The organism is Aequorivita sublithincola DSM 14238, assembly GCF_000265385.1.
GTDB lineage: Bacteria > Bacteroidota > Bacteroidia > Flavobacteriales > Flavobacteriaceae > Aequorivita > Aequorivita sublithincola.
Genome location: NC_018013.1, coordinates 1,775,740 through 1,801,932 on the forward strand (window position 1 = coordinate 1,775,740; position 26,193 = coordinate 1,801,932).

The following is a 26,193-nucleotide window of genomic DNA, read 5'->3' on the forward strand; positions in this document are numbered from 1 at the left end:
AAATTACTGTTTCGTTATTTTAATGGTCGCTTGTTTTCCGTCATTAGTTTTAACGGTTGCAAGATAGATACCTGCGGCACCGTTAATTTCCACATCAAGCGTGTTTGTGTTTTTATAGTTTGTAGACGAAACAACTTGGCCGAGCATATTATTGATGGTGACATTTGTTTCTGATAAACTTTCGCCTAGTTTTATTGTGAATCTGCCATTTGTCGGGTTTGGAAAAGCGCTAATTGAAGTTGCAAATGTATTTTTTGAAATGCCCAGAATTGCAGGTGTTGTTTTGAATACCCAATAGTCATCCATTCCTTTACTATTTTCGCTTTTATCGCCTGAAATATTACTATCTGAAGAACACGCCATAATAAAATTACCATCTGCAGTTGGAAGGAGATAGGGAGTAGATTCGTCTGCAGAACCTCCAATGGAGTTTTGTGATAGTATGTTTCCGGAAGCATCCAGTTTAACCAACCAATAGTCATAGCCGCCGTTGCTATTTTCAGTCTTGTCGCCACTTAAGTTGGAGTCAGAATAACCGGAAATCATATAAGTGCCATCGGCAAGTTGTTTTATATCGCGCGGATAATCTATTCCGCTGCCGCCAATAGTGTTTTGCCAAACAATGTTTCCGCTTACGTCCAATTTTAAAATCCAGTAATCATAATCTCCCTGTGAGTTTTCTGTTTTTTCACCAGAAATGTTAGATTTAGAATAACTGGCTATCAAAAAACCTCCGTCTGCTGTTTGTATCATATCGCGCAGAACATCGCTATCGCTGCCGCCATAAGCTTTGTCCCATTGAACGTTACCTCCGCTGTCTAGTTTTACGATCCAATTGTCGGAATCGCCTCTGCTAGGTTCTGTTCTGTCGCCAGAAATACCAGAAGTAGAAAGTCCACCAATCATATAGCCACCATCTGATGTCTGAAATGCAGCTTGTGGTCTATCTACCAAACTGCCTCCAATACCGTTTTGCCAAACTATATTCCCGTCACTGTCCAGTTTTAGTGCCCAATAATCGCGTTGGCCGTTACTGGCTTCGGTTTTATCCCCAGAAATACCAGAGTCGGAATAGCCGCCCACAAAATAACCTCCATCTGGAGTTTGTGAAACGCGATCGTCAAATTCAGGTTGAGCGCCGCCATAGGTTTTTTGCCAAATAATATTGCCCGAAGCATCGAGTTTCAGAATCCAATAATCAAGTCCGCCACGAGAATTTTCGGTTTTGTCGCCAGAGATATTGGAATCTGAGCTTGCGCCAACAATATAACCACCATCATCCGTTGTTTTTATGGTAAGAAGAAAATCGTCGCCGCTACCACCAATGGTATTCTGCCACATAATATTACCGGAATTGTCAATTTTAACGAACCAGAGATCTATCTGTCCGTTTGAATTTTCGGTCTTGTCACCAGAAATGTTGCTAGTGGAGAAACCTCCAATAATATAGCCACCATCTGGAGTAGCCTCGAAAGCATTTACGAAATCAGCATCGCTGCCACCGATGGTTTTTTGCCAGATGATAGAGGGATCTTGGGAAAAGGCTGTAAAAATGCCTAATAATAATGCGAAAAGGGTAATTAGAGTTTTCATATTTTGATTGTTTAAGGATTATATAGGTATATCGAAATTGTGTTTAAAGGTCATCACTTTTTTTAGTGAAATGTGAGTAGTAGGAAGTCAGAAGAAATGGAACAGGGGGAATGTACTCTAGTCAATATAATAAAAAATGCCCCATATTTCAGGGGCATTCTGGTTGGTAGATCAACCCCACAAGCTATTGAAAGATCATTGTTTTATAATCCTAAAAGTATTAGACCCTTCTTTAGCAGTGTTTACTTTTACGAAATATATTCCTGTGGAAGCATCTATTTCTTGTGTTATTGTTTTTGCCGAAGCGTATTTTTCCGAAGAAATAAGTTGACCGAGCATATTGTAAATCTGAACAGTAACATCTGTATATTCCCTACCCATTTCTAACGTGAAATTGCCGTTTGTTGGATTTGGAAATAGCTTTACATTGCTCAAGCTATTTTCTTCCGTGCCCAAAACGATGTTGCTTACTTTTAGCGTAACACTATTCCCTCCACAAATTACGTCGAAAGTATAAACGTGGGAATCATAATACGCAGTAACAGTTGCTGGTAAATTGCAAACTACAGCACGGTTGACAGAATATAACACTGTAAATTCATCTTCCAAGACTGGTGCGAAGCCAAGATCTACCACTATGGTGCCATTCATATCAAATGAACCTCCATTGTCTGCCTGTATTATATCATATTCGGTTTCAGGAGTATTTCCGTTTATATCCACTACAAGTCTCGCGTCTCCGTCTTGCCTGTAACCATTGTAAATAAACATTTTGTTTGCTCCAGGGCCGGACTTAAATATCCCGTTGTTGATTAGAGGCTGAACAATGTTTAAATTTAGCGTTCCAGTCCCCAAAAAAGTTCCATCGATGGTATTGTTGACTAGAACGCTACCAATGGCAAAACTAAAATTATGAGATCCGTAATTAAACAGACCACTATTTATGAAATTCACTCCCAAGCCTACATTATTTGTGGTCACTACAGTGCCATAGTTTTCTAGTGTTTCTGCACCCGTATTCCCATTAAAACCTAAGCCGAGATTGAGAACACCAGCGGCTTCGTTTATAATGTGAGAACCGTTCCATAAATTCCAAGATGTATTATTTGCGGATAATACGCTATTGAATTCTCCATTGTTAATGATCTCTAAATTTTCAATCGTTTTGCCCAGGCCGCCGCCATCATTGGTAACGTTGAATTTGGAGTTGTTTATAAGCGTTCCACCTCCGGAAATGTTTCCGAAATAAAAAGTTAATCCATTTCCGCCTATTTCATTTATTAAAGTACCGTCAATAATAAAATTGTATCCTTGCAAACCAAAAGCTCCATCTACTTGGCCACTAAAAGTGCCTCCCAAGGTAAAATTACCTAGAGTCAGTTTTGATCCTGCAACCACATTATAGGTGCCGCCATTAAGGGTATTTGCCGAAGGGCTAAGACCAGTATGAAAATCTAAGTTACCATTTTCTACACTTATGGTTCCGTTGTTGTTTTCTATGATTGTAAGTACAGAAAGACTGAAGGAAGTTATACTTCTTATAACTCCACCATTGTTTATTATTTTGTCATCAATAGAGTCTGAGTTCATTCCCAAACCATCAAATGTAATTGTGCCCGTGGCAGTATTTGTAATGGTAGTTCCACCAGATATTACTGTAGGGTTATTAGGCACCTCGCTTAACAATGTGGCATTGTTAATTATAGAAATATTGGACGTTCCTCTACTAAGAGCCGCAACACCAGAAAAGGAAAATACTGAATTGTTAATAAGTGTTCCTCCACCATTGATAGTACCGTTAATAAAAATGACAGTTCCTTCATTTGTTACTGTCATTCCTGTGGGAATTGTAGCATTAAAGTAATTATTCGGCACTTGAGGTGGGTTCCAATTATTCGGGTCATGCCAAGTTGTTCCATCGCCATTACCGGTAAATACAATAAATGATAAAGTAGTTCTTTCTTGTGCTGAAATAGTTAAGCAAAGAATGCTCAAAATCGAAAAAAATAGTAATTGTTTCATCATATTTGGTTTTAAGGATTAATTGAAAAAGTTTTTATGCAGTCCATTTAAGGCTGGTTGCTGTAATCCTAACGGAACTTTTGAAAAAGGTCATCACTTTTTTTAGAGAAAAGAAAAAAGGTAAAAGATAGGAGAGGCAGGGCTAAAAGGAATCAGGAAAATAGGTTTAAAGAGAAAACTACTTGAGAAGAATGAAGAAAGGAAAAGGCTTATGTTCCGAATCTTTCGAAATTTGGTCAAAGGGAGAATATATTGTGGACGAGGTTGAATTGTGAGCTTTGGAAATGCCGAATACCGAATTATTATACCGAAATTTTTATATTCCGGTATTCAACATTTATTCTGTGGCAACCTAAAGCTCCTTAATTTTTAGTGAATTTTATTGCATTTCCCTTTTCAAATTTCAGAAAGTATAATCCATTGGCTAAATTTTCCACAGAAATATTTTCAGTTTTAGAGACATTTCCATTACTTATTTCAGCACCCAAAACATTATAAATTTTATAATTCTCTGCCTTATCCAGACCGGAAATCTGGATAAAATTAGTAGCCGGATTTGGATAAACTTTTATAGAATTCGTGTTGAAATCATTTATGCTTAATGGGGGAATTGCAATTTTGGAAATCTTTCCTGCAAGAAATTCAGAAATAAACAATTCGTTTCCATTTATTGCCAATCCATAAGGAGAAGAAAGGCCAGCAACCACCTCTGTAGCTACGGGATTGGTGGCAGTTATATCAATTTGGGAGATCTTGCTGCCATTTAGCTCTGCGAAATACATTGTGTTTCCATGTAGGGCCATTTGATAAGGCCCCTGTAGATTGCTTACAACAATTGTAGCTACAGGATTGGTGTCCGTGATATCTATTTTAGCAATTAAACCGGAATCAACTGCAGTGAAGTACAAATCGTTTCCATTTAGTACTAAATCAAGAAATCTTAAGAAACCCGTGAAAACAGGAGTAACTATGGGGTTTGTATCGGTTATATCTATTTTAGAAATCAAATTGCCATTAGATTCAGCGATGTATAAAATATTTCCATTTAAAGCTAATCCACTGGGTTGGTTAAGCCCTGAAACAATCTCTATGGCTACTGGATTAGTATCGGTAATGTCTATTTTAGAAATTTTTCCATCAGAATATTCCGCAATATAAAGGTCATTTCCATTTAAGATGAATTCAGAAGGATTGCCAAGTCCATTAATAACTTCTATAGGCACTGGATTGCTATCAGTTACATCTATTTTTAAAATTCGTTCGGCATTATCACAAATGTACAGGTCGTTTCCATTAAAGTTTATACCAGATGGGTAGGTAAGTCCCGTAATTACATCCGTGGTTTGAGCATTTGTTATGTTCCCATTCACAACTAAAAGGGTTAGCGAAAATAAAATGTAAATCTTTTTCATGGTGTTTAATTTAGATTAATGGTCAGTTATAAGAGCTGTTAAATGCAAGCTCTTTAATCTTAAGACGTAATAAAATGAAAAGGTCATCACTTTTTTTAGTGAAATGTGAGTAGTAGGAAGTTAGAAGAAATGGAACAGGGGGAATGTACTCTAGTCAATATAATAAAAAATGCCCCATATTTCAGGGGCATTCTGGTTGGTAGACCAACCTCACAAGCTATTGAGGGATCATTGTTTTATAATCCTTAAAGTGTTCGATCCTTCTTTAGCAGTGCTCACTTTTACAAAATACATTCCTGTGGAAACATTTATTTCTTGTTGTATCATTTTTGCGGAATTATATTTTTCCGAAGAAATTAGCTGGCCCATAATATTGTAAATCTTTACGCTTACATCTGAATATTCCTTACCCAAATCAATGGTGAACCATCCGTTGGTAGGGCTTGGGTACAATACAATGCTTTTACCTTTTAAAGGATCGGTGCCTAAACTAATGGTATTTTGAATAGCAAGTAGTGCATTTATTTTTCCATAACCCCAAGTATTATTTGGAACAGATCCCGTAAAGGCATCCTGATTGCAAGAATTGCGCAATATATTTTTTATCTGGGAGGGAGTAAGGTTAGGTTTTACCTCTAGCATCAATGCAATAATCCCTGTTACTAAAGGTGACGCGGCACTTACCGCATTTTGGATTCCATATAGGCCGTTACCGCCCTGTACAAGTGAGGTGACGTAATGGCTATACCACGTATTGGGACTGTATGCGCCAAAAGCAATTTCGCCCGGAGCCGCAATATCTGGGGCTAATCTCTCATCCTGTGTAGGCCCCTTACTGGCGCCGATCCATAATTCTCCAGGATCGCCTTGTCCCGTAAATTGTTGAAAGTTTCCATTAATATCATACCATCCTTCGCTTATTACATAATCTGTGGGCACTATATTTAATGCGGCACTCGCATAATCATTGATACTGTAGCCAGGCACTACATAGGATAGAAATTTATTGTTACTGGTAAAGTTAGAGGGATTTAAAGTACTGTGGAATTCGCCACCATTAGGTGTCGATGCACCTTGGAGGCGTACTTTATAGGTGCCTGTTGTTCCAGAAAAATCAATAAGTAATTCTCTCCGTTCAGCGTCAGAACCCCAAAATTCAACATTCTTTCCGCGATGGGCCATGAAAATATCTCCTAAGTTCTCATCCACAGAGTCATTAGGCCCATTGGGAGCAGTGAAAGGTCCTTCGACAATTCCGTTAGGTCTTTCAATACTAACCGTAAATCGGTCGCTTTCACTATACCAAAGATCAAATCTTAAATTTCCAGAATTTGCCTTATCTACCAAAAGGTCAATTGTCTGGCCTTGTGAAACCGTGCCTGAGGCATGATTTTCGCGTCCGCCATCATCACCTATTCCGCAAACGAAAGTATGACCACTTTGTACATATTGGTCAATAGCTCTGCTATACATACTCGTTCCATCCGTAGGGCCACCTATGGAACCAATATTCATTAAGGTTATAGACGGCAGTCCGAGTTCAGCAATTTTATCTGAAGCAAATTGCAACGCAATAGCTATGTAAGAGGGATCAAAAAAAGCATCTTGCCCGGGCTGGCCGTTAAAAGGAGGGAAATAGTCGTGAGTTATTTTTATACTAATAATGGTAGCTTTTGGTGCTACTCCGTGAAATTGGCCGTCTGTTGTGCCACTGCCATTGCCACAAATAATTCCGGTGGTTGCGGTGCCATGACCAAACCTATCGGTTGAAAGTGGAGGATCGTTATTTGCCAAAGCAGTATTTAAGGCCTCATGGTCATGAATGGTTCCTACACCATAGGGATTATTAGGATCGTTCGCTCCCGTTGGATCGACCATATCGTATATATAGGCAAGCCTCGTATTGCCATTTTCATCAATAAAATCTGGATGTGTATAGTCAATACCCCGATCGATCATAACAATTAGAACACCTTCCCCGCTTAAACCATATTGCGTATAAACATCATCTAAGTTAACTTCAGCCCTTATTACAGGACCCTGAGCAAGTAATTGCATTGAAAATAAGAAAAAAAGAATTTTAATTGTGTTTTTCATGACTTTAAAAATTTTAAGATTATACGTTTATATTGAAATCGTTTTGAAATTAGAAAATCTATTGTTTTATAATCCTTAACGTGTTCGATCCTTCTTTAACAGTATTCACATTTACAAAATAAATCCCTACAGGGGCGATAATCTTTTGTTCTATCGTTTTGGCAGCAACATATTTTTCCGAAGAAATAAGTTGGCCGAGCATATTGTAAATCTGAATGGATACATCTGTGTATTCCCTGCCCATTTCTATCGTGAAATTGCCGTTTGTTGGATTGGGGTAGAGTGATATGCTGTTCAAATCATTATCTGAAACATCCAGCATAACCGATTGCATTTTATAAACCCAATAATCCAGAAAACCTTGAGAGTTTTCAGTTTTATCTCCTGAAATATCTGAACTGGAGGAATTTGCTACAACAAATCCCCCTTCTTGCGTAAGAATAATATTTATGGGATCGTCTCTAAAAGTACCTCCAATGGTTTTCTGTCCCGTTATAGCACCAGAACTATTGACATTGAGAAACCAATTGTCGGAATCACCTTTTGAAGGATCAGTTTTATCACCACCTATTCCAGAATATGAAATACCGGTAACCAAAAAACTTCCGTCCGTCAGTTCTTTAAAATCTGTAAAAAAATCATCTAGGCCGCCACCTATTGTGTTTTCCCAGACTATCGTGCCACTACTATCCAATTTCATAATCCAATAATCAGATAGTCCGAGAGAATTTTCAGATTTATCCCCCGAAGCTGGGGAATTCGATTGCCCACCTGCAAGATAGCCACCATCCATAGTAGGGATTACTCCAAATCCAGCGTCATCATTTATACCTCCAATGGTATTTTCCCATTGTACGGTTCCATCGGGGTTTAACTTTACTACCCAATAATCAAGACCACCAATAGAATTTTCCGACTTATCCCCTGATATATTTGAAATGGACGAAGTATTTATGATATAACCGCCATCATTGGCTAATGAAATTGCATTTGTATAATCACCACTGCTTCCTCCTATGCTGTTTTGCCAAAGAATGGTTCCGTTAGAATCGAGTTTAAGTATCCAAATATCGGCATCTCCGTTTGATGGATCTGTTTTTTCCCCCGAAACTCCTGAAGTTGAAGTGCCCGCTACTATATAACTACCATCTGAAGTTTGATGACCTCTGGGAAAATAATCTGCATCGATGCCCCCATAGGTATGTTGCCACATTATGGTGCCCGTAGCGTCTAATTTTAAGATCCAGTAATCAAACCCACCCCTTGAATTTTCGGTTTTGTCTCCAGAAATATCAGAATTTGAGTCCGCTAAAATCAAGTATCCACCATCCACAGTTTGGAAAATACTCCATAATCTATCTTCACCGCTGCCGCCAATAGTATTTTGCCAAACTATAGCACCTGTGGCGTTTATTTTCACGATCCAGAGATCACGACCGCCATTGGAATTTTCGGTTTTGTCCCCCGAAATATTGGAAAAGGAATCCCCTCCAATAATATAACCGCCATCACTGGTGGGGCTTATTTCTCTAGCATCTTCCCTTTCGCTCCCACCTATAGTGTTTTGCCAAAGTATGGCTGGGTCTTGGGCGAAAGCTGAAGTAATACTATTTAGAAATACGAGCAATATAATTGAAGTTCTCATAATTACATCTCTTTAATTTTTAATGACTTTTAAGGTTTTATTTGCCCCTTGGGCGGTACTAATCTTTACGAAATACATACCTGCTACGCTTGTGATCTTCTTTTCTATTGTTTTTGCCGAAGCGTATTTTTCCGAAGAAATAACTTGGCCTAGCATATTATAAATCTGTACGGCTACTTCTGTATATTCCTTACCTAAATCTATAGTGAAATTGCTGTTTGATGGGTTGGGATAGAGGGTTGCGAATTTCAAATTATTGCCGGCAACACTTAAAGGGCCATCAAATTTATATACCCTCATCTGTCCAGAATCTTGTCCGTTGTCATCACGCTGTGGGAATCCAATGCTTATGGTATTTCCTGTACCGCTGAATTCTAGGCCAAAGCCTCCATTGTCTCCTGCCTGGCCATAAATTGTTTGTCCCAATTGCACCCAATCAGTTCCATTAAACCGAAACATTCTTGTATTACCACTTAGGTCATTGGCATTTCCCTGACCCAGCAAGCCTTTTATGGCAATTATATTTCCTTGCTTGGTTATGGAAACTCTAATCCCAATCCTATCGCCATCTGCCATTCCATCTATACTTGAACCTTTTTGCACCCACTGGGTTCCGTTCCAGGAAAAAATTCTTGCTCTTCCTATACGATCACCATTGCCATTTTTAAATTCACTTTCAGCTGAAATAATTGTATTGCCATCTGCACTAATGTCAACGGATAGTCCAAAATTGCCATTGGTTTGTTCGCCTGGAATATCATCTCCCTTCGCAACCCAATCGGTCCCATTAAATTCGTAGATACTTACTTCACCATTGCCATTGCTTATAGGATCTGCATAAAGCGCGCCTGCAACAAAAGTATTTCCATCTGCGCTTAATTTTACGGAATACCCAAATTGATCATCCATTGCCTCACCATTTATATTTGAACCCAATTTGGCCCACGCACTCCCATTCCAACCAAAAACCCGTACCTGCCCTGTGTTGAGACCTTGCGTGCGTGAATCTATGGAACCAATGGCTACCCGATTGCCATCTGCACTCATACTAACCGCGCCGCCACTTTGATCATTTGGGGTTTCACTGGGTATGTTTACTCCGCGCTGAACCCAGTTTGTACCATCAAATACAAATACTCTTACATTCCCAGAACCGTTTCCCGTATCATCATTTAATGGTGCGCCGATAGCCATTGTATTGCCATCCGCACTAAGACTTACTCTGCTGCTGTGGTCTTCTGCAGCTTCACCATTAATGTCCAATCCTTTTTGGGACCAAGATGTTCCATTGTAGGTAAACACCCGAACCTGGCCCGCATTGCTTCCTGCATCGTCATTATATTGCGCTCCCACAGCAACAGTATTGCCATCTGCACTAAGGGAGGCCCAGCGACCGAAATCGTCTTGAGCGGCTTTACCATTTATATCATTGCCAAGCTGTACCCAATTTTGGGCTGAAACGGTCAAACATAAAAGGCTCATTATTGCAAAAAATAAAAATCGTTTCATAATATTTGGTTTTAAGGGTTATTGAATTTTTTTTTGAACTTTTTACAGCATGGCTGAAGCTAGTTTCTATTAACTAACGAGGGTAGTGAAAAAGGTCATCACTGCTTTTAGAGAAAAGATGAAAGAATAAAGAAAAAAGAGGGATGCTGGATTCTGGTAATTGGAAGTTGGAGGTTGGATGCTGGGTGACAGACTAAAGGGTTTGAATTCTAAAGAAACTTGATGCAGCTATAACGGCTTCGTTACGTATTCTTGGCGTTCTTTTTTTTCAGACGAAAGATAATAAATAACGCAACCAGTACTAACCCGACAACCCACCACCAAATTGGATTTAATGAATGCTGTAATTGAATGGGAGCAGTATCGCCAATCAATACCAAGCCTGCCCAATATTGAGGTGATGCAGCACGACCATCAGCAGTGGATAGGTATTTTAATTTGGCTTTTTTAAGAGCTTCATCCTTTGGGAGTCCTTCGGCAAGAAAATCATAGAAATAGCCAACTATCTGTGAGCTCGAAATTTCATCGATTGCCCAAAGGCTTGTCAAGATACTTTCACTGCCGGCATAATTAAAAGCGTGGGCAAGAGAAATCATTCCTTCGCCGGGCTGATAGGTTGGTTTTCCAGTTTCGCAAGCCGTTAGAATGGCGAGGTTAGAGGATAGGTCTGTATTGTAAATCTCATAACTGTACAAGGAGTTTTCATCATAACTCTTTGGTCCTTCAAGAGTTTTTGCAAAAATAAGCCGAGAGAATTCAGGACTTATATTGTTGCTTTCGCCATGGGTGCCAATGTGGATTATTTTGTGCTCTCCGGCCTTATTCTGAAAGACGGTTTTGGAAGCATTTTCATTTAAAAAAGAAGTGCCATCAAAAATTTTAGAATATTCCTCAGCCAGTTTTACACTGCTGGGTTGCGATAACAGCGTAAGGTAGGTAGCATCCTTATCTAGGGAATCGGTTATACTGATTTTATAATCATCCTTCATCTCTTTGCTAAAACCTGGGGCGAATGCCACAAAATTGTTTGAGAACATTTTGGGCTTTTTATCTTCATTCAAGAGCAACAGGCTAAAATTATACGAAATGGTATATCTTGCCAAAAGGCTGTTTGTGGCAAGTTCATTATAACTTTTTATTTTGGAGGGTGTAAGGGTCTCGAAACTTAAATTGAAAAGCGCGCCGTCTGGTAGGATGATTATCTTTTTAGTATGGATTAAGTTTTCCAAAGGTTTCCAAAGATTTCCATATAACTCGTAAAGCAGAGCTGATTCTTCTTCTAAAGAAGGCTGTGGTTTATTTAGGTATTCAATGTGATTTTTGACTGACTCGAAATCCAATTTTATGAGGTTCCGATTTTCCTTGTCCAAAACCATGGCGTACAATATTTCGTCAATAAAGAAATAGCGGATAACCGTAGTGTTTTCGGGAATGTATTTTTGAAGATCTTGGAGTGAAACGTCCAAAGTGGCAAACTTCATTTTATAATATTTTGGATATGCAATTTTTAGGGAATCCAAAAAAGAGTTATAAATGTCGTTCGCCCCAAGATAGCTTTGAAATGATGAAGTGGAATCTTCAATGCTGGCTGCAATGCTTACAGCATCTTTTTTTAGCTTGCTTTCACGCTTTACTATCCTTTCGGGTACATCAGCAAAGTTGATTTCATCCTGTACCATCAATTTTGATCGAATACCGTAATAGACACTGTTTTCTTGAGTTTCAATAAGTTTGGTTAGGTATTCTTTATTTTTCGTTTGAATGTAAAGGTTGCTATAAAGCTCTTTTGTGAAACTGTACAATTCCAAAAAGTTAGAATATAATACATTAACATTATCATCTTTTGAAATTAACGCTTTTTGGTCTTCAAGAATTTTAAAAGCATGCTCCATATTCTTCAGTAGCTCTTTTAAAAAGATGGAGTCCTTAACGGTTTGTTGTTTATAGCGCGCTTTTGAATTTTCCAGAATTAACAGCGGCTTTAGGTACGTGAGCTTTACGGCATTAAGGCTCGTGGTCTTGTTTTGGGCTAGTTTGTCAATAAAGGAAATTCCCTTTTCACTCCACTCCAAGGATTTTGGATACTCGCTGACGGTGTAATAAACTTTAGCCAAATTCAGCATATGCGAAATTAGGTCGTTATTGTTCTCACCTCCGTTAGCTTTTAAGTAATTATACGCATTTAACGCAGTGCTAATTGCAGCTTCCGGCTTATTGTTTTTTGCTAGAAACATTGCTTTATCGATGGCAAAATCCAAATAGGTATCATCTAAGTTTTCGCCCAAGGCACTTTTGTATAATTTATCAGCATCATTATAGGTTTTTTCCGCTAGCGCTATTTCCCCTTTTTGTTCATAGCAGGTTGCAAGGCTTCCTGTGGCGATTGCCTGCCAGAAGATATCTTGGCCAGAATCTGTCTCATATATTTTTAACACCTTTTGGAAGGACGCGATAGCTTTATCAAATTCCTTTAAAGACATTTGAGTCTGCCCCAACAAAACAATGGAATGCGATTTTTCAGGATCACTATCTTGATACAATTGGTCCCTTTTATGATAGATATAATTTACAAGTTCATAAGCACGATTTACGTTGCCAATGTTATTGTAAAGTGTTGACAGGTTTGAAATACCTATCCATAGAAGGCGTTTACTATCTTCAACCGTAGCAGCATCCTTAGACTCCTTGATTACAAAAGAACAGTCCTTTATTATTTTTTCGAGCGTTTGTTTCGCTTCGGAAATATTTCCCCGGGCTTCCATTATCTGTGAAATGTTCAACTGGATACCAGCCGCGGAATATATTTTGTAAATGGAATCTTTATCTGCTTTTTGAAGACTGCTTATTGACTTTTCAAAATAATATTGGGCACTGTCCAATTTTTGGGAGCGCCACATCAAAACACCAAAAAAATTATTTACATCTGATAATCTGTTATAGTCCTTTTCTTTGGATTTCAAGAAGTGGTATTGTGATTTTTTACACTGATGAGTGGCATCTACATATTTTCCAGCGAAATAATAACTACGCGTTAAGACGTAATATGCCTCACCAATTTCATTTTGGGTTGCATCGTTTACAGAAAGAATAGTTTGCAATGATTCTTGGGATGCCTCAAATGCTTTTTGAGTTTCACCCAAATCTTGATATAGGTAGGATAGATCGTGTAATGCTATATATTGAGCACGTTTGCTAGCGCCTAACTTCTTTAGATTTTCAAAAAAAGTTTCCGCTTGTTTAACAGCATTATACTGATTGCTTTTTAAAAGTGAAATCTGTCCCACATACTCGATGTACTGGGCGAGGGAATCTATTTGTTTCGCTTTTTTAAAAGTTTCAATTTGGGATTGAAGTTCGGAATCTGCCTGCTTAACCTGATCGTTTAAAAGGTAAGAGTCAATTAATGCTGTTCCTGTACTTAGTTTTTCTTGGGCACTTAATTTTGTTGGGGAGAGCAAAACGAAAAAAGCCATGAAAAAGCAAATTTTGTATTGTTGCCCCATTTTGGATTTTTTCTTAAATATAGCAATAAAATTTTATTCATTAACATTTCTTTAAGAATAATAGCATTTTCTTTCCGCTTCAAGATTTATACTTAAAGAATATCTATAGTAGAAATTCTTTTTAAGAACGAAAAACGGTTAGCGACACTATGCAAACTGGAATCGCGTAACCTAATTTTCTAAAGCGGCATTTATTCTTCTTGAAGTAATTTTAGGAGCTTGGTATTTCGATCTGAAGGGTATTTATTCAACAATATTTTGGCTTCCTCGAATTCCCCTTTCTTTATTTTTGCCAATGCGGTATAATAAGCAGCATCTTCTTTAAAGATACCTTGTTGGAAACGTGTTTCATTTTGAAGAAATTTTAATGATTTGTCCGCATTGCCCAATGCCAAATTTGCTACTCCCAAAAAGTAATTTACAGTGTCGTTTTCTGGGTTATCCTTTATTAAAACTTCCCATTTCGCAATGGCTTCATTGTAATTTTCTTGTTTATAATCCAGCATTCCTTCATAAAATTCTAAGTTGTTTGTAGCACCCATTTTCAAGGGCAACCCAATGTCTGGCTTAAAGTTTTCAGCAAAGATTTTTTCTGAGGTGGAGTTGCTTTGCATCATCCAAAAAATACCTATTAATCCAACCATTACTGCGGCAATAGAATACCATAAAATCTTGGAATTTAAGTTGCGGGCAGGGAGCTTTCTTACATCCGTACCTCTTTCTGCAACTCGCACTTGACTGTGAAATTCTTTAATTTTTGATTGCCGAATGCTGTCCTCAATTTCTTCCTTTACTTTTTTAATGTGTTCTATTTTTTTCTTTACGTCTGGGATTTGAGTAAGTTTTTCATTCAACATTGTTGCATTATCTGAAGCCTCGTTTTGGTCCAGATAAGTTTCAATTATATCCCATTCTAATGGGTTTATGTCAATTTGGGATTTCATTCTTTAAGTTTACTTTTTTTATTTTATTTTTACTGACTACTGACTACTGACTACTGACTACTGACTACTGACTACTGACTACTGACTACTGACTACTGACTACTGACTACTGACTACTGACTACTGACTACTGACTACTGACTACTGACTACTGACTACTGAATACTGACTACTGACTACTTTTTTCTAAGGCCAATTCCTTTAACTTTTGAATGCACCTATATTTCTTATTCTTTGCAGAGGCTTCTTCTATTTTTAGACTTTCCGCAATGATCCGCAGCGACAGTTTATCAAAATAAAACTGCGTAAGCAAATCCTTGCAGGCTTGTCCAAGATTTTCAAAAGCGGTCAAGGTTATGGATAGTTGTTCGTCTTCTTTTTCTAACTCGCCTATTTGTGTTGTTTCGTCTGCTTCAAGTTTATACATATTTTCATCTATAGAAACTGTTTTCTTTTTGTTCACATTTCTAGTTAAGTCTATCCATTTATTTTTAGCGATTGTAAATAGATATGCCTCTATTTCTTTTTTATTTTTTGGTCTGAATTTTCCCGTGCTCAATTTTTTCCAACAAGCAAAATATGCTTCCTGAAAAACATCGTTGGCATTATCTAAAGTGCCTCCATTTTTAAGAATGTAATATTTGGTTTTAGGATATTCAGTAATATAAAACGCTCTAATGGGTGCTTCTTTATTATTTAAAAAAGCGTCCAGCAATGCAAATTGATCTTGAGTAAGTGTATCTTCCATAGAATAGGTACGGAAATATACAATTTTTTTTAGTCAATGTTGCGACTCAATTTAATTACGATTTATGATCTATCTTCAAATTAAACTTCATGATTTACCTCGTTTAATTGGATAACGAAGGAATGAAAAAAGGTCATCAATTTTTAGAGGAAAGAGGAAAGAATAGAGAAAAAAGACGGATGACCGAGGCCAGATGACAGAAAAGATGAGTTCGTTAATCTTTACTGTAATAAAAAATGCCTCATATTTCAGGGGCATTTCCGGTTGGTTTACAACCTTACAAGCTATTGAACGATCTATTGTTTTATAATCCTTAAAGTGTTTGATCCTTCTTTAGCAGTGCTTATTTCTCGTCCCACTGTTTTTAGAACTATATTCCTACATCGAAACAGTTTTGAAATGTCATCGCTTTAATTGAAAAGAAGTTTATTTTTGTTTTTTAAAGGAAACGAGATTGAAGGGAAACACGAACCAAGACTATGATTGAAAAACAATTTATTTCAAAGCTGTCCGCCAATTCATTGGAAGAAAAGTTTAAAACATTGGAAAAAGGTGCTGTTTCCTGGCAATCGCCCAGTAACATTGCCTTAGTAAAATATTGGGGTAAATATGGTGAACAATTGCCTATGAATGCCTCGGTTAGTTTTACGTTGAAGAATTGCAACACTAAAACTTTGTTGTCTTTTGAAAAGAAGAATTCTGAAGGTTTTGATTTTGAAGTTTTTCTAGACGGAAAAAGAGAAGTTTCTTTCGAACCGAAGATTCTGAAATTCTTTGAAAGAGTTGAAGTGTCTTTACCATTTCTAAAAAATTATAAATTTAAAATTAAAACCACTAACAGTTTTCCACATAGTAGCGGTATTGCTTCATCTGCCAGCGGGATGAGTGCGCTAGCGCTTTGTTTAATGGATATGGAAAGGCAATTTCAGCCAGAAATTTCGGAAGCTTATTTCAATGAAAAAGCATCTTTTCTTTCGCGATTAGGTTCAGGAAGTGCCTGTAGAAGCATTGAGGGCCCGCTAATTGTTTGGGGCGAACATCCCGAAATTGAAGGTAGTAGCAATCTCTTCGGAAGTAAATATCCATTTGAAGTTCACGAAAATTTCAAAAATTATCAAGACACAATTCTGCTCGTTGACAAAGGTGAAAAGCAAGTTAGCAGCACAATTGGTCACGATTTAATGCACAACCATCCTTTTGCCGAACAACGATTTAAACAAGCAAACGATAATCTTTCAAAACTAATCCCAGTTTTTAAAAATGGCGACCTTCCAGAATTCATAAAAATTGTAGAAAGTGAAGCATTATCTCTTCACGCAATGATGCTAACCTCAATGCCTTATTTTATCTTGATGAAACCAAACACTTTGGAAATCATCAATCGCATTTGGAAGTTTAGAAATGAAACTGGAAGCAACGTTTGTTTTACACTAGATGCTGGAGCCAATGTACACGTGCTTTATCCTGAAATTGAAAAAAAGGCCATTTCAGAATTCATTAAAAAAGAACTCTCTCAATTCTGTAAAAATGGTGAGTTTATTGAAGATAAGGTTGGTTTGGGGGCTGAAAGAATATCGAACACTAAATTTTAAATAATGAATAACAAAGTTTTGAACTTGGAATGTACTTCGATATTCATTATTCTACGGTTCAATTTTCAGAGTTAATCCTGTTTGTTACGTTTGTATTGAAATATTAAAATTAGCAAGGCGAGCGCTACAATTACCGCTAAAACATACCACCACCAAGCCACGCTATTGCTTAAATCTATTGGTGTAGTATCACCAATTAAAACCAATCCTGCCCAATACTGTGGCGCTGATGTTCTACCTTCGGCTGTTGCTAGATAGCTAAGTTTCGCTTTTCGTAAGGCTTCATCTTTTGGCATTCCTTCAGAAAGGTTATTATAAAAAAACCTAACTATTTTTGCGCTGGATTCTTCATCTATTTCCCAAAGACTGGTCAAGATACTTTCGCTGCCTGCATAATTAAAAGCGTGTGCCAAAGAAATCATTCCTTCACCAGCTTGGTAGGTTGGTTTTCCAGTTTCGCAAGCAGTGAGAATGGCAAGATTTGAAGATAAATCTATGTTGTAGATTTCGTAGGAATACAGCGAGTTTTCATCATAATTCTCTTTGCCATCCGTCGTTTTTGCAAAAATGAGACGACTCAATTCTGGGCTAATGTTATTGCTTTCGGCGTGAGTACCAATGTGAATTATTTTGTGCTCCTTTGCTTTATTTATAAACAGATCCTTACTGGCGTTTTCGTTTATAAAGTAATTACCGTCAAAAACTTTGGCGTATTGTTTCACCAAATCTTCACTAAATGGCTGCGGTAAAAGCGTTAAATATGTTTTATCCAACGCCATGGAGTCTTCGATTGTAAGTTTGTACTCCTCTTTCATTTTATTATTAAAACCCGGCGCAAAGGCTATAAATTCTGAAGAATAATCCGCAACCTTCCTTTTGTCTTTATAAAGTAGCAAACTAAAATTATAGGAAATATCATACTTAGCCAATAAACTTATAGTTGCCATTTCCTTAAAATTACGCATCGGTTTTGTGGTAAGCGTTTCAAAACTAAGATTGAAAAGCTCGCGATCTGGCACAATTACTACTTTCTGGGTTTGTACATACTTTTCCAATGGAAACCATAAGGCGCGGTACAATTCATAAAGAATGGGACGCATTTTTTCAACTGAAAACTCATCATTTTGTAGTTTGGGAATATAGTTTTTTACGTTTGAATAGTTCAGTTTTATCATTTTCTTGATGGAAGGCGAAACCACATAAACGTAGAGTTCATCTTCAATAAAAATATACCGAACTACAGTTGTGTTATCAGGTATTTTCTGTTGAAGATCATTCATTGGCTCTTCCAAAGTGGCGTAACGCATTTTGTAATATTTGGGATAATTTTGCTTTAAAGAATCCAGAAATTGCTCCCAATTTTCAGAAGCTTCAAAGAATGGAGCAATGCTACTATTTTCAGAATCGTTTAGGGAGGAAACCATTTTGCTTTTCAATTGGTTTTCTCGTAAAACGACTTTTTCTGGAATATGCTTAAAAGCCACGTTCTCCCGAAGATTTAATCGGGAACGGATGCGGTTGTAAATGCTGGATTCGTGAAGGGAAATCAATTTATCTAGATATATTTCGTCTTTGGTTATTTGGAAAAGCTCAAGCCTTAGTTTTTCAGCGAAATTCAAAAGTTCTTCGTTTTCGGTTATCAAAAGCGTAACATCTTCACTATTGCTAACTACTTTTTTTCGCTGGTCCAAAATGGAAATACCTTCTTCCATTTGCTGTAATAGATCTTTCAGAAAAAATGGATTTTTATTTTCTGTAGCATAATATTTTGATTTAGCATTGATAAGCAATGCCTGCGGTTTTCTGTATTGACTAAGTATAGAATCTGAAGAAGTGATTTTCTCGCCTTCTTTTAAAATATTAAAACAAAGTGCTTCGTCGCTATATTTTATTGCTTCTTTATAATCTCTTAAAAGAAAATGAACCTGCGCCAGATTCACAGTGTGATAAAACTCCTGAAGCGTGTTTTTGAAGTCGCCAGTATGTGTGAAATTGTAAGTTTCCTTGGCGAGAGAAATTGCTTTGTCGCGTTTTTGGTTTTTTGCAGCGAAGATGGAATATTCCAAAAGTGCGTCTAGAAAATCTTTGGTGTACGTATTTCCCATAGACTTTCGGTAAATGGCTTCCGCTTTTTCATAAAATAAAGTTGCGTTTTCCACATCGTCCAAAGAATCATAAATCGTGGCGCGGGTTGACAGCGCGGCGGCTTCCCAATATAAATCTGCACCAGGACTGGTTTTTAAAAGTTCCAAAGCTTGGTCTGCATTTACTGCGGCACCCTCAAAATCGCGACTTGCCGTTTTTGCCTCTGCAAGAATAATGTTTGAGATTATCAGGTTAATATCGTTCTTTTCAAAAAGTTTTTTTTTCTGTTCAAAGGAATATTCAATGAGTTCCTGAGATCTGGAATATTCGCCTAATGTGTTATAAAAAGTAGCCATATTGTCAATGGTCACACATTGATGATTTTTTGCTTTATAGATTCGCGCTTCATCTGTGGAGCGATTTATATATTCCTGAAATCCTGCAATGGCTTCTTCGGAAATAGCTATGGCTTCACGGTTTTTACCTAAGGCATTCCACAAAACCGCAAGATTCAACTTCACTAAGGCTGGGCGATAGTAACGGTTCATAATATCCGTTTCGTCTGTCTTTTCTAATACTTTCACGGCTTCCTGAAAATAGAACTTTGCACTGTCTAGCTTGGCTTCTTGCCACATCATTCCACCAAGGGCGTTATATACTTGGTTGTAGAAAACATAGTCCTCTTTCCCGCTTTTCTTCAAAAGGCGCAATGCTTTTTGGTAGTGCTTGTTTGCTAATTGAAAATCGCCCATTTTGGAAGCGTAATACCCTTGTCTGTATTGAACTCCAGCAACGTCAGTATTCTTTGGCTCTGTATTTTTAAGGGCGAACGCAGTGGCTGAAGCAAGATTATCATACGCTTTTTGATGCTGCCCGGCGTCATCGTATATCCAGCCTATTTCCGTTATGGCTTCAACTACAAAATGCGGGGAAGCGTTATTTCGTATTTCTTCGGTAAGAGCTTCGGCTTTTTTGATTGCTAGTTTTTTGTCGTTGTTGTTCAGCTTAAAACTTCCTTCAAATTGGATATAATTGTAGAGACTGTCGTATATTTTTTCAGTGCGATAAAAAGAGATATTTTTTGAAACTTCAGCTCGAGCTTTAGCTAAAGAATCCTGCTCCACCAAGGTTTGGATGTCTTTTACAGTCGAAATTTTCTGCTGCGAAAAAACCGAATTTATGCAGCATATAAACGCAAGTAAAAATACAAAAAGGACTCTTTGGTTTTTGAACGCCATAGTATGGTGGAACTTCAATAGAAAATATGTTCGCGGGGATAAGTTCAAGAAAGATACAAAATATATTTGATTGATGTGTTTTAAATCGATGGTGTGCTTCTTAAAACGTTTCCGATGAGACTAGTTATCATTTATAAAGTATATTGATTCTTCCATTATTTGTGTGAAAGGAGATGAAAACTTTTTAAACAGGACCTAAGACGAAAAGACGTAAGACATAGGACTATTAAAAGAACAGCTGTTTTTGGTCTTACGCCCTAAGTCATATAGTCTTATGTCAGTTTATAAAAATTAATATCAAATTATCTCCACAACATTCATTGGATAACCAACTTATTATTTCTTAATATAATTTTCTGAATCCATCATTGTTAAAAACCGTATCTTTGCGGTAAGTATCGTTTATAAAAACAAAAACTGTACTTTTATAGTTAATTACACGCCTATGCACGGTCCACTTTTTTACTCAAAAATTCTTCTTTTCGGTGAATATGGAATCATTAAAGATTCCAAAGGACTTTCCATTCCGTATAATTTCTATAATGGTGCGTTGAAAATTGATAAGCATCATACCATTTCTACCCACAAATCCAACGGCAACTTAAAAAGGTTTGTTGATTATTTGGAAACGCTTCAAACAGAAAATCCAAAATTGGTTTCTTTTGATATGGAAGCGTTAAAAAGTGATGTGGAAAATGGTTTGTATTTTGACAGCAGCATCCCGCAAGGTTATGGTGTGGGCAGTAGTGGTGCTTTAGTAGCCGCTATTTACGATAAATACGCAAATGATAAAATCACTGTTCTTGAAAATCTTACGCGCGAAAAACTACTTTCATTAAAAAATATTTTCGCCGAAATGGAATCTTTTTTCCACGGAAAATCTTCTGGTTTAGACCCGTTAAATAGTTATTTGAGTCTTCCTATTTTAATCAATTCCAAAGACAATATTGAGCCAGCAGGAATTCCTTCGCAAACCGAAAATGGAAAAGGAGCCGTCTTTTTATTAGACAGCGGAAGCACGGGCGAAACCGCGCCAATGGTTCAGATTTTTATGGAAAATATGAAGCAGGAAGGTTTTCGCAATATGCTTAAGGATCAATTTGTAAAACATACCGACGCCTGTGTGGAAAACTTTCTACAAGGCGATGTTAAAACCTTATTTGGAAATATTAAAGAGCTTTCAAAAGTAGTTCTCGATAATTTCAAACCGATGATTCCCACACAATTCCACAAACTTTGGAAAAAGGGAATTGATAGCAATGCCTATTACCTAAAACTTTGTGGTTCTGGCGGTGGTGGCTATATGCTTGGCTTCACAGAAGATATTGATAAGGCACGCAAAGCGTTGAAAGATTATAAACTTGAGGTGGTTTATAGTTTTTAAATAGCTTTTCTGAGATTTATTTCAGACTCCTTCAACTCTAAAATTGTATGCTGAACCGAAAACAAAAACTCTTCCTCTTAAAGTTTTTTAGCCTGTTTTCTGTGGTTCGTGGCTACAATATTCTAATTATTGTAATCGCACAATATCTTACCAGTATTTACATTTTGGCGCCAGACTTGCTTGTTCGCCGTGTTTTGTTTGATGTGAATTTATTGATGTTGGTCTTAGCGTCATCTTCAGCAATTGCGAGTGGTTACATTATAAACAGTTTTTACGACAGCGAAAAAGATTTAATAAATCGTCCACGGAAGACAATGTTGGATAGACTTGTAAGCCAGCGTACCAAGCTCTCGGCATATTTTGTACTCAACTTTTTGTCGGTCGTTTTTGCGAGTTATGTTTCGTTTAAAGCGGTATTGTTTTTCTCTATTTATATTTTTTTTCTATGGTTTTATTCCCACAAACTAAAGAAATATCCTTTCATAGGTAACATAACAGCGGCCATTCTTGCTGTAATTCCGTTTTTTGCAATTTTTGTGCATTACGGTAATTTTGACATCGTGATTTTCGTGCACGCCACTTTTCTTTTTTTATTGATTGCTATGCGCGAATTAGTAAAAGACCTTGAAAATATAAAAGGAGATTTAACCCACGGTTACAATACCATTCCAGTGGTTTATGGCGAGAAATATTCAAAAGAAATGCTTACAGTTTTAAGCATTTTAACCCTTGCGCCAATCATTTTACTCATCACAAAGTTTAAGCAAGAAATAGGATATATGGATTATTATTTTTACGCAAGTATCGCCGGGTTGGCTGTGTTTCTTACTGTTTTATGGTATTCAAAAAACAAAATTCATTATATGGTTTTACACAATATTTTGAAGTTTGCCATTGTTATTGGTGTTTTCAGTATTGTACTAATTCACGTAAATTTATTGCTTCACCGATTTTTATAAAACTTACTTTTTTCTACCAACTACGAGCTAAAGTCTATCAATTTTACTCAGTTTCACAAACAGATCCCAGACAACGACCCCAACACTTACTGAAATATTAAGCGAATGCTTTGTTCCAAACTGCGGAATTTCTATCACCGCATCACTCTCAGTAACCACTTTTTGTTGAACACCTTTCACTTCATTTCCAAAAATTATTGCGTAAGTCAATTCCTTTTGCACGGAAAAATCGTTGAGGTTTACGGCGAGTTCAGCTTGTTCTATTGAAGCTATAAATACACCTTCATTTTGCAGTTTTGAAACCACTTCCATAATATTTTCGGCATATTCCCAATCCACACTATCCGTTGCGCCTAATGCGGTTTTTTGGATGTCTTTGTGCGGAGGCTGCGCCGTAATACCGCAGAGGTAGATTTTTTTAATTAAAAAAGCATCCGCCGTTCTGAAAACAGAGCCTATATTATTTAAACTTCTAATGTTGTCAAGAATAATTATTAGTGGCGTTTTCTCCGAAGCCTTATATTCTTTAGGATTAATGCGGTCTAGTTCGCTGTTTTTTAACTTTCGGTTTTTCATAAGTGCGTAAAGTTAATTGTTAAAAGTTAAAAGTTATTGTGTTATTGGGTTATTTCTCTGTGCAACTCTGCGGTTCTCTGCGCAACTCTGTGTAATAATTTTTTTGGCAATTGTTGATAAAACCCAATAATTCACAACCACTTCATTCTAAAGAAAACAGCAATTTCGTTACTTTTATCAATTGAACTTTTAATGAAAAGATACCCGCCTGCGCGGGCATTTATTATGGCGAAGAAGGAAACCCCATTAATGAAGCAGTATAATACCATTAAAGCAAAGTATCCCGACGCTTTGTTGCTCTTTCGTGTGGGCGATTTTTACGAAACTTTTGGGGAAGATGCCATTCGCGCCGCAGGAATTTTAAATATTACACTTACCGCCCGCAATAATGGGGGCGACAATGTGGAACTCGCTGGTTTTCCGTATCATTCCTTAAATACATATTTACCAAAATTGGTAATGGCCGGTTGTCGCGTTGCTATCTGCGATCAATTGGAAGATCCAAAAATGACCAAAACTATCGTAAAGCGCGGCGTTACAGAATTGGTTACGCCTGGAGTTGCTTTTAATGATGATATTTTACAATCTAAGTCGAATAATTTTTTAGCTGCTGTTCATTTCGGTTCAAAGAATTTGGGCGTTTCCTTTTTGGATGTTTCCACAGGCGAATTCTTGGTTTCTGAAGGTTCTGCGGAATATATAGACAAACTACTTCAGAATTTTAATCCTTCGGAAGTGCTTTTTTCAAAACAAAAACGAAAGCTTTTTTCTGAAACTTTTGGTAATGAATATCACGTTTTCCACCTCGAAGACTGGATTTTTCAAACAGATTATTCCTTTGGAACACTCACGAAGCATTTCGACGTAAAAAACCTAAAAGGTTTTGGGGTGGATCATTTGGAAGACGGCATTATTGCTGCAGGTGCTGCGCTTCATTATTTAAGTGAAACGCGACATACAAAATTGCAACATATTTCTCGTTTGTCGAGAATTGCCGAAGACGAATACGTCTGGATGGACCGATTTACAATTCGCAATTTGGAATTGTACCATTCACATCAGCAGAATGCGGTTACGCTTTTAGATGTTATTGACAAAACTATTTCGCCAATGGGCGGACGACTTTTGAAGCGCTGGATGGCGCTTCCGCTTAAAAATGCGGACAAAATAAACCGTCGGCACGAAGTGGTAAGTTTTCTGTTGGACAATCCTGTTACTTTAGAAAAAACCCAGCAATACACTAAACGCATTGGCGATTTGGAACGTTTAATTTCAAAAGTTGCTACGGGAAAAGTGAATCCACGCGAGGTTATTCAGCTTAAAAATTCTTTGGAAGCCGTGGTTCCTATAAAATTGCTGGCTTTAAATTCGAAAAATGAATCGCTTAAAATTATTGGCGAACAGTTGCACGACTGCGAATTGCTTCGGAATAAAATTAAAGAAACACTTTTTGAAGACGCTCCTGTTAATATTTTAAAAGGGAATTCCATAGCTGAAGGTTTTTCTGAAACGCTTGATGAACTTCGAAATATTTCAGCAAACGGAAAAGGATATTTAGACCAAATGCTGCAGCGCGAAACGAAACTCACAGGAATTTCTTCGCTTAAAATTGCTTCCAACAACGTTTTTGGATATTATATTGAAGTCCGAAACACCCATAAAGACAAAGTTCCGCAGGAATGGATTCGTAAACAAACCTTGGTAAATGCAGAAAGATATATAACCGAAGAATTAAAAGAATACGAAACCAAAATTCTAGGCGCCGAAGAAAAAATTCTTGCTCTAGAGCAAGAGATTTTTGGAAAATTGGTGGAGTGGATGCTTCAATATATTGCCTCGGTTCAGCAAAATGCAGCGTTGATTGCACAAATGGATTGTTTGTGTTCCTTCGCCACCCAGGCGAAAGAAGCAAATTATACACGTCCGCTGCTCGATGATACTTTTGATTTAGATATAAAAGATGGCCGCCATCCGGTTATTGAAAAGCAGCTTCCGCCAGACGCGCCCTATATTGCAAATGATGTTTTTTTAGATTGCGAAAACCAGCAAATAATAATGATTACTGGGCCAAACATGAGTGGTAAATCTGCCATTCTTCGTCAAACGGCTTTAATCGTTTTATTGGCACAGATGGGGAGTTTTGTTCCAGCTTCGGCAGTGCGAATGGGCTGTGTGGATAAAATATTTACAAGGGTAGGAGCCAGTGATAATATCTCGATGGGCGAATCTACTTTTATGGTCGAGATGAATGAGACGGCGAGTATTCTAAACAACCTTTCAGAAAAAAGTTTGATTCTTTTGGATGAAATAGGTCGTGGAACAAGCACTTATGATGGAATCTCGATCGCCTGGGCTATCAGTGAATATTTGCACGAACACCCTTCCCGAGCAAAAACGCTTTTTGCCACGCATTATCACGAGTTAAACGAAATGACCGAAACTTTTGCACGAATCAAAAACTATAATGTTTCAGTTAAGGAATTGAAAGACAACGTTCTTTTTCTTCGGAAATTGGTTCCAGGAGGAAGTCACCACAGTTTTGGAATTCACGTAGCAAAAATGGCGGGAATGCCACAAGCTGTCCTTTTACGAGCAAATAAAATCTTGAAAAGACTAGAAAAGAGCCATGCTTCTGAAGAATTGACCGAAGAAATGAAGAAAGTTTCAAAAGAAGAGATGCAATTGAGCTTTTTTAAATTGGATGATCCACTGCTAGAAGAGCTTCGTGAAGAAATTTTAGAGATTGATATTGACACACTTACGCCAGTGGAAGCCTTGATGAAGCTTAATGAAATTAGAAGAATGTTACAGCGGAATGCATCGGTTAAAATGAAAAAGTAAAATACATCAATAATTTATCAAAAAAGACTTTGCTTTTGAAGTAAA

Annotated in this window: 15 protein-coding genes; 4 read left to right on the forward strand and 11 right to left on the reverse strand. The window is 37.3% G+C overall.

What is annotated here, in order from left to right:
• Positions 1–3: 3 nt before the first annotated feature.
• The 9 genes from AEQSU_RS08235 to AEQSU_RS08275 all read right to left on the reverse strand — a co-directional run bounded on the left by AEQSU_RS08235 (position 4) and on the right by AEQSU_RS08275 (position 15,473).
• Positions 4–1,593 (reverse strand): T9SS type A sorting domain-containing protein, encoded by a 1,590-nt coding sequence (locus AEQSU_RS08235; RefSeq protein ID WP_014782402.1) that lies wholly within the window; start codon positions 1,591–1,593, stop codon positions 4–6.
• Positions 1,594–1,788: 195 nt separating this feature from the next.
• Positions 1,789–3,618 (reverse strand): T9SS type A sorting domain-containing protein, encoded by a 1,830-nt coding sequence (locus AEQSU_RS08240; RefSeq protein ID WP_014782403.1) that lies wholly within the window; start codon positions 3,616–3,618, stop codon positions 1,789–1,791.
• Positions 3,619–3,977: 359 nt separating this feature from the next.
• The gene (locus AEQSU_RS16175) at positions 3,978–5,027 is read right to left on the reverse strand and encodes a T9SS type A sorting domain-containing protein (protein ID WP_014782404.1); all 1,050 of its coding nucleotides are present in this window, start codon (positions 5,025–5,027) and stop codon (positions 3,978–3,980) included.
• Between the two features lie 228 nt (positions 5,028–5,255).
• Positions 5,256–7,124 carry a S8 family peptidase gene (locus AEQSU_RS16890; protein WP_014782405.1) on the reverse strand — a complete coding sequence of 623 codons (1,869 nt, stop codon included), beginning with the start codon at positions 7,122–7,124 and terminating at the stop codon, positions 5,256–5,258.
• Positions 7,125–7,182: 58 nt separating this feature from the next.
• Positions 7,183–8,769, reverse strand: a complete 1,587-nt coding sequence (locus AEQSU_RS08255; RefSeq protein WP_014782406.1) for a T9SS type A sorting domain-containing protein — start codon at positions 8,767–8,769, stop codon at positions 7,183–7,185.
• A 12-nt stretch (positions 8,770–8,781) separates the two neighbouring features.
• On the reverse strand, positions 8,782–10,278 hold the full coding sequence (locus AEQSU_RS08260; protein WP_014782407.1) for a T9SS type A sorting domain-containing protein: 1,497 nt from the start codon (positions 10,276–10,278) through the stop codon (positions 8,782–8,784).
• Positions 10,279–10,520: 242 nt separating this feature from the next.
• Positions 10,521–13,751, reverse strand: a complete 3,231-nt coding sequence (locus AEQSU_RS08265; protein WP_169313453.1) for a CHAT domain-containing protein — start codon at positions 13,749–13,751, stop codon at positions 10,521–10,523.
• Between the two features lie 221 nt (positions 13,752–13,972).
• The gene (locus AEQSU_RS08270; RefSeq protein ID WP_014782409.1) at positions 13,973–14,725 is read right to left on the reverse strand and encodes a tetratricopeptide repeat protein; all 753 of its coding nucleotides are present in this window, start codon (positions 14,723–14,725) and stop codon (positions 13,973–13,975) included.
• A 169-nt stretch (positions 14,726–14,894) separates the two neighbouring features.
• Positions 14,895–15,473: an RNA polymerase sigma factor gene (locus AEQSU_RS08275; RefSeq protein ID WP_014782410.1), complete on the reverse strand. Its 579-nt coding sequence runs from the start codon at positions 15,471–15,473 to the stop codon at positions 14,895–14,897.
• 479 nt (positions 15,474–15,952) lie between these two features.
• On the opposite strand from AEQSU_RS08275, the gene AEQSU_RS08280 reads away from it, so the two are divergent.
• Positions 15,953–17,065, forward strand: coding sequence for a diphosphomevalonate decarboxylase (locus AEQSU_RS08280; RefSeq protein WP_014782411.1), 1,113 nt, complete (start codon positions 15,953–15,955; stop codon positions 17,063–17,065).
• Between the two features lie 71 nt (positions 17,066–17,136).
• Here the strand turns inward: AEQSU_RS08280 and AEQSU_RS08285 are convergent, their stop codons facing one another.
• Positions 17,137–20,388, reverse strand: coding sequence for a CHAT domain-containing protein (locus AEQSU_RS08285; protein WP_014782412.1), 3,252 nt, complete (start codon positions 20,386–20,388; stop codon positions 17,137–17,139).
• 445 nt (positions 20,389–20,833) lie between these two features.
• Between AEQSU_RS08285 and AEQSU_RS08290 the strand changes: the two genes are divergently transcribed.
• A complete protein-coding gene (locus AEQSU_RS08290) occupies positions 20,834–21,772 on the forward strand; it encodes a mevalonate kinase family protein (protein ID WP_014782413.1) in 939 nt (312 codons plus the stop codon).
• Between the two features lie 47 nt (positions 21,773–21,819).
• Complete coding sequence (locus AEQSU_RS08295) at positions 21,820–22,731, forward strand: geranylgeranylglycerol-phosphate geranylgeranyltransferase (protein ID WP_014782414.1); 912 nt, start codon at positions 21,820–21,822, stop codon at positions 22,729–22,731.
• 27 nt (positions 22,732–22,758) lie between these two features.
• Here the strand turns inward: AEQSU_RS08295 and AEQSU_RS08300 are convergent, their stop codons facing one another.
• The gene (locus AEQSU_RS08300; RefSeq protein ID WP_014782415.1) at positions 22,759–23,307 is read right to left on the reverse strand and encodes a TrmH family RNA methyltransferase; all 549 of its coding nucleotides are present in this window, start codon (positions 23,305–23,307) and stop codon (positions 22,759–22,761) included.
• 192 nt (positions 23,308–23,499) lie between these two features.
• On the opposite strand from AEQSU_RS08300, the gene mutS reads away from it, so the two are divergent.
• Positions 23,500–26,148, forward strand: a complete 2,649-nt coding sequence (gene mutS, locus AEQSU_RS08305; protein ID WP_014782416.1) for a DNA mismatch repair protein MutS — start codon at positions 23,500–23,502, stop codon at positions 26,146–26,148.
• Positions 26,149–26,193: the final 45 nt, after the last annotated feature.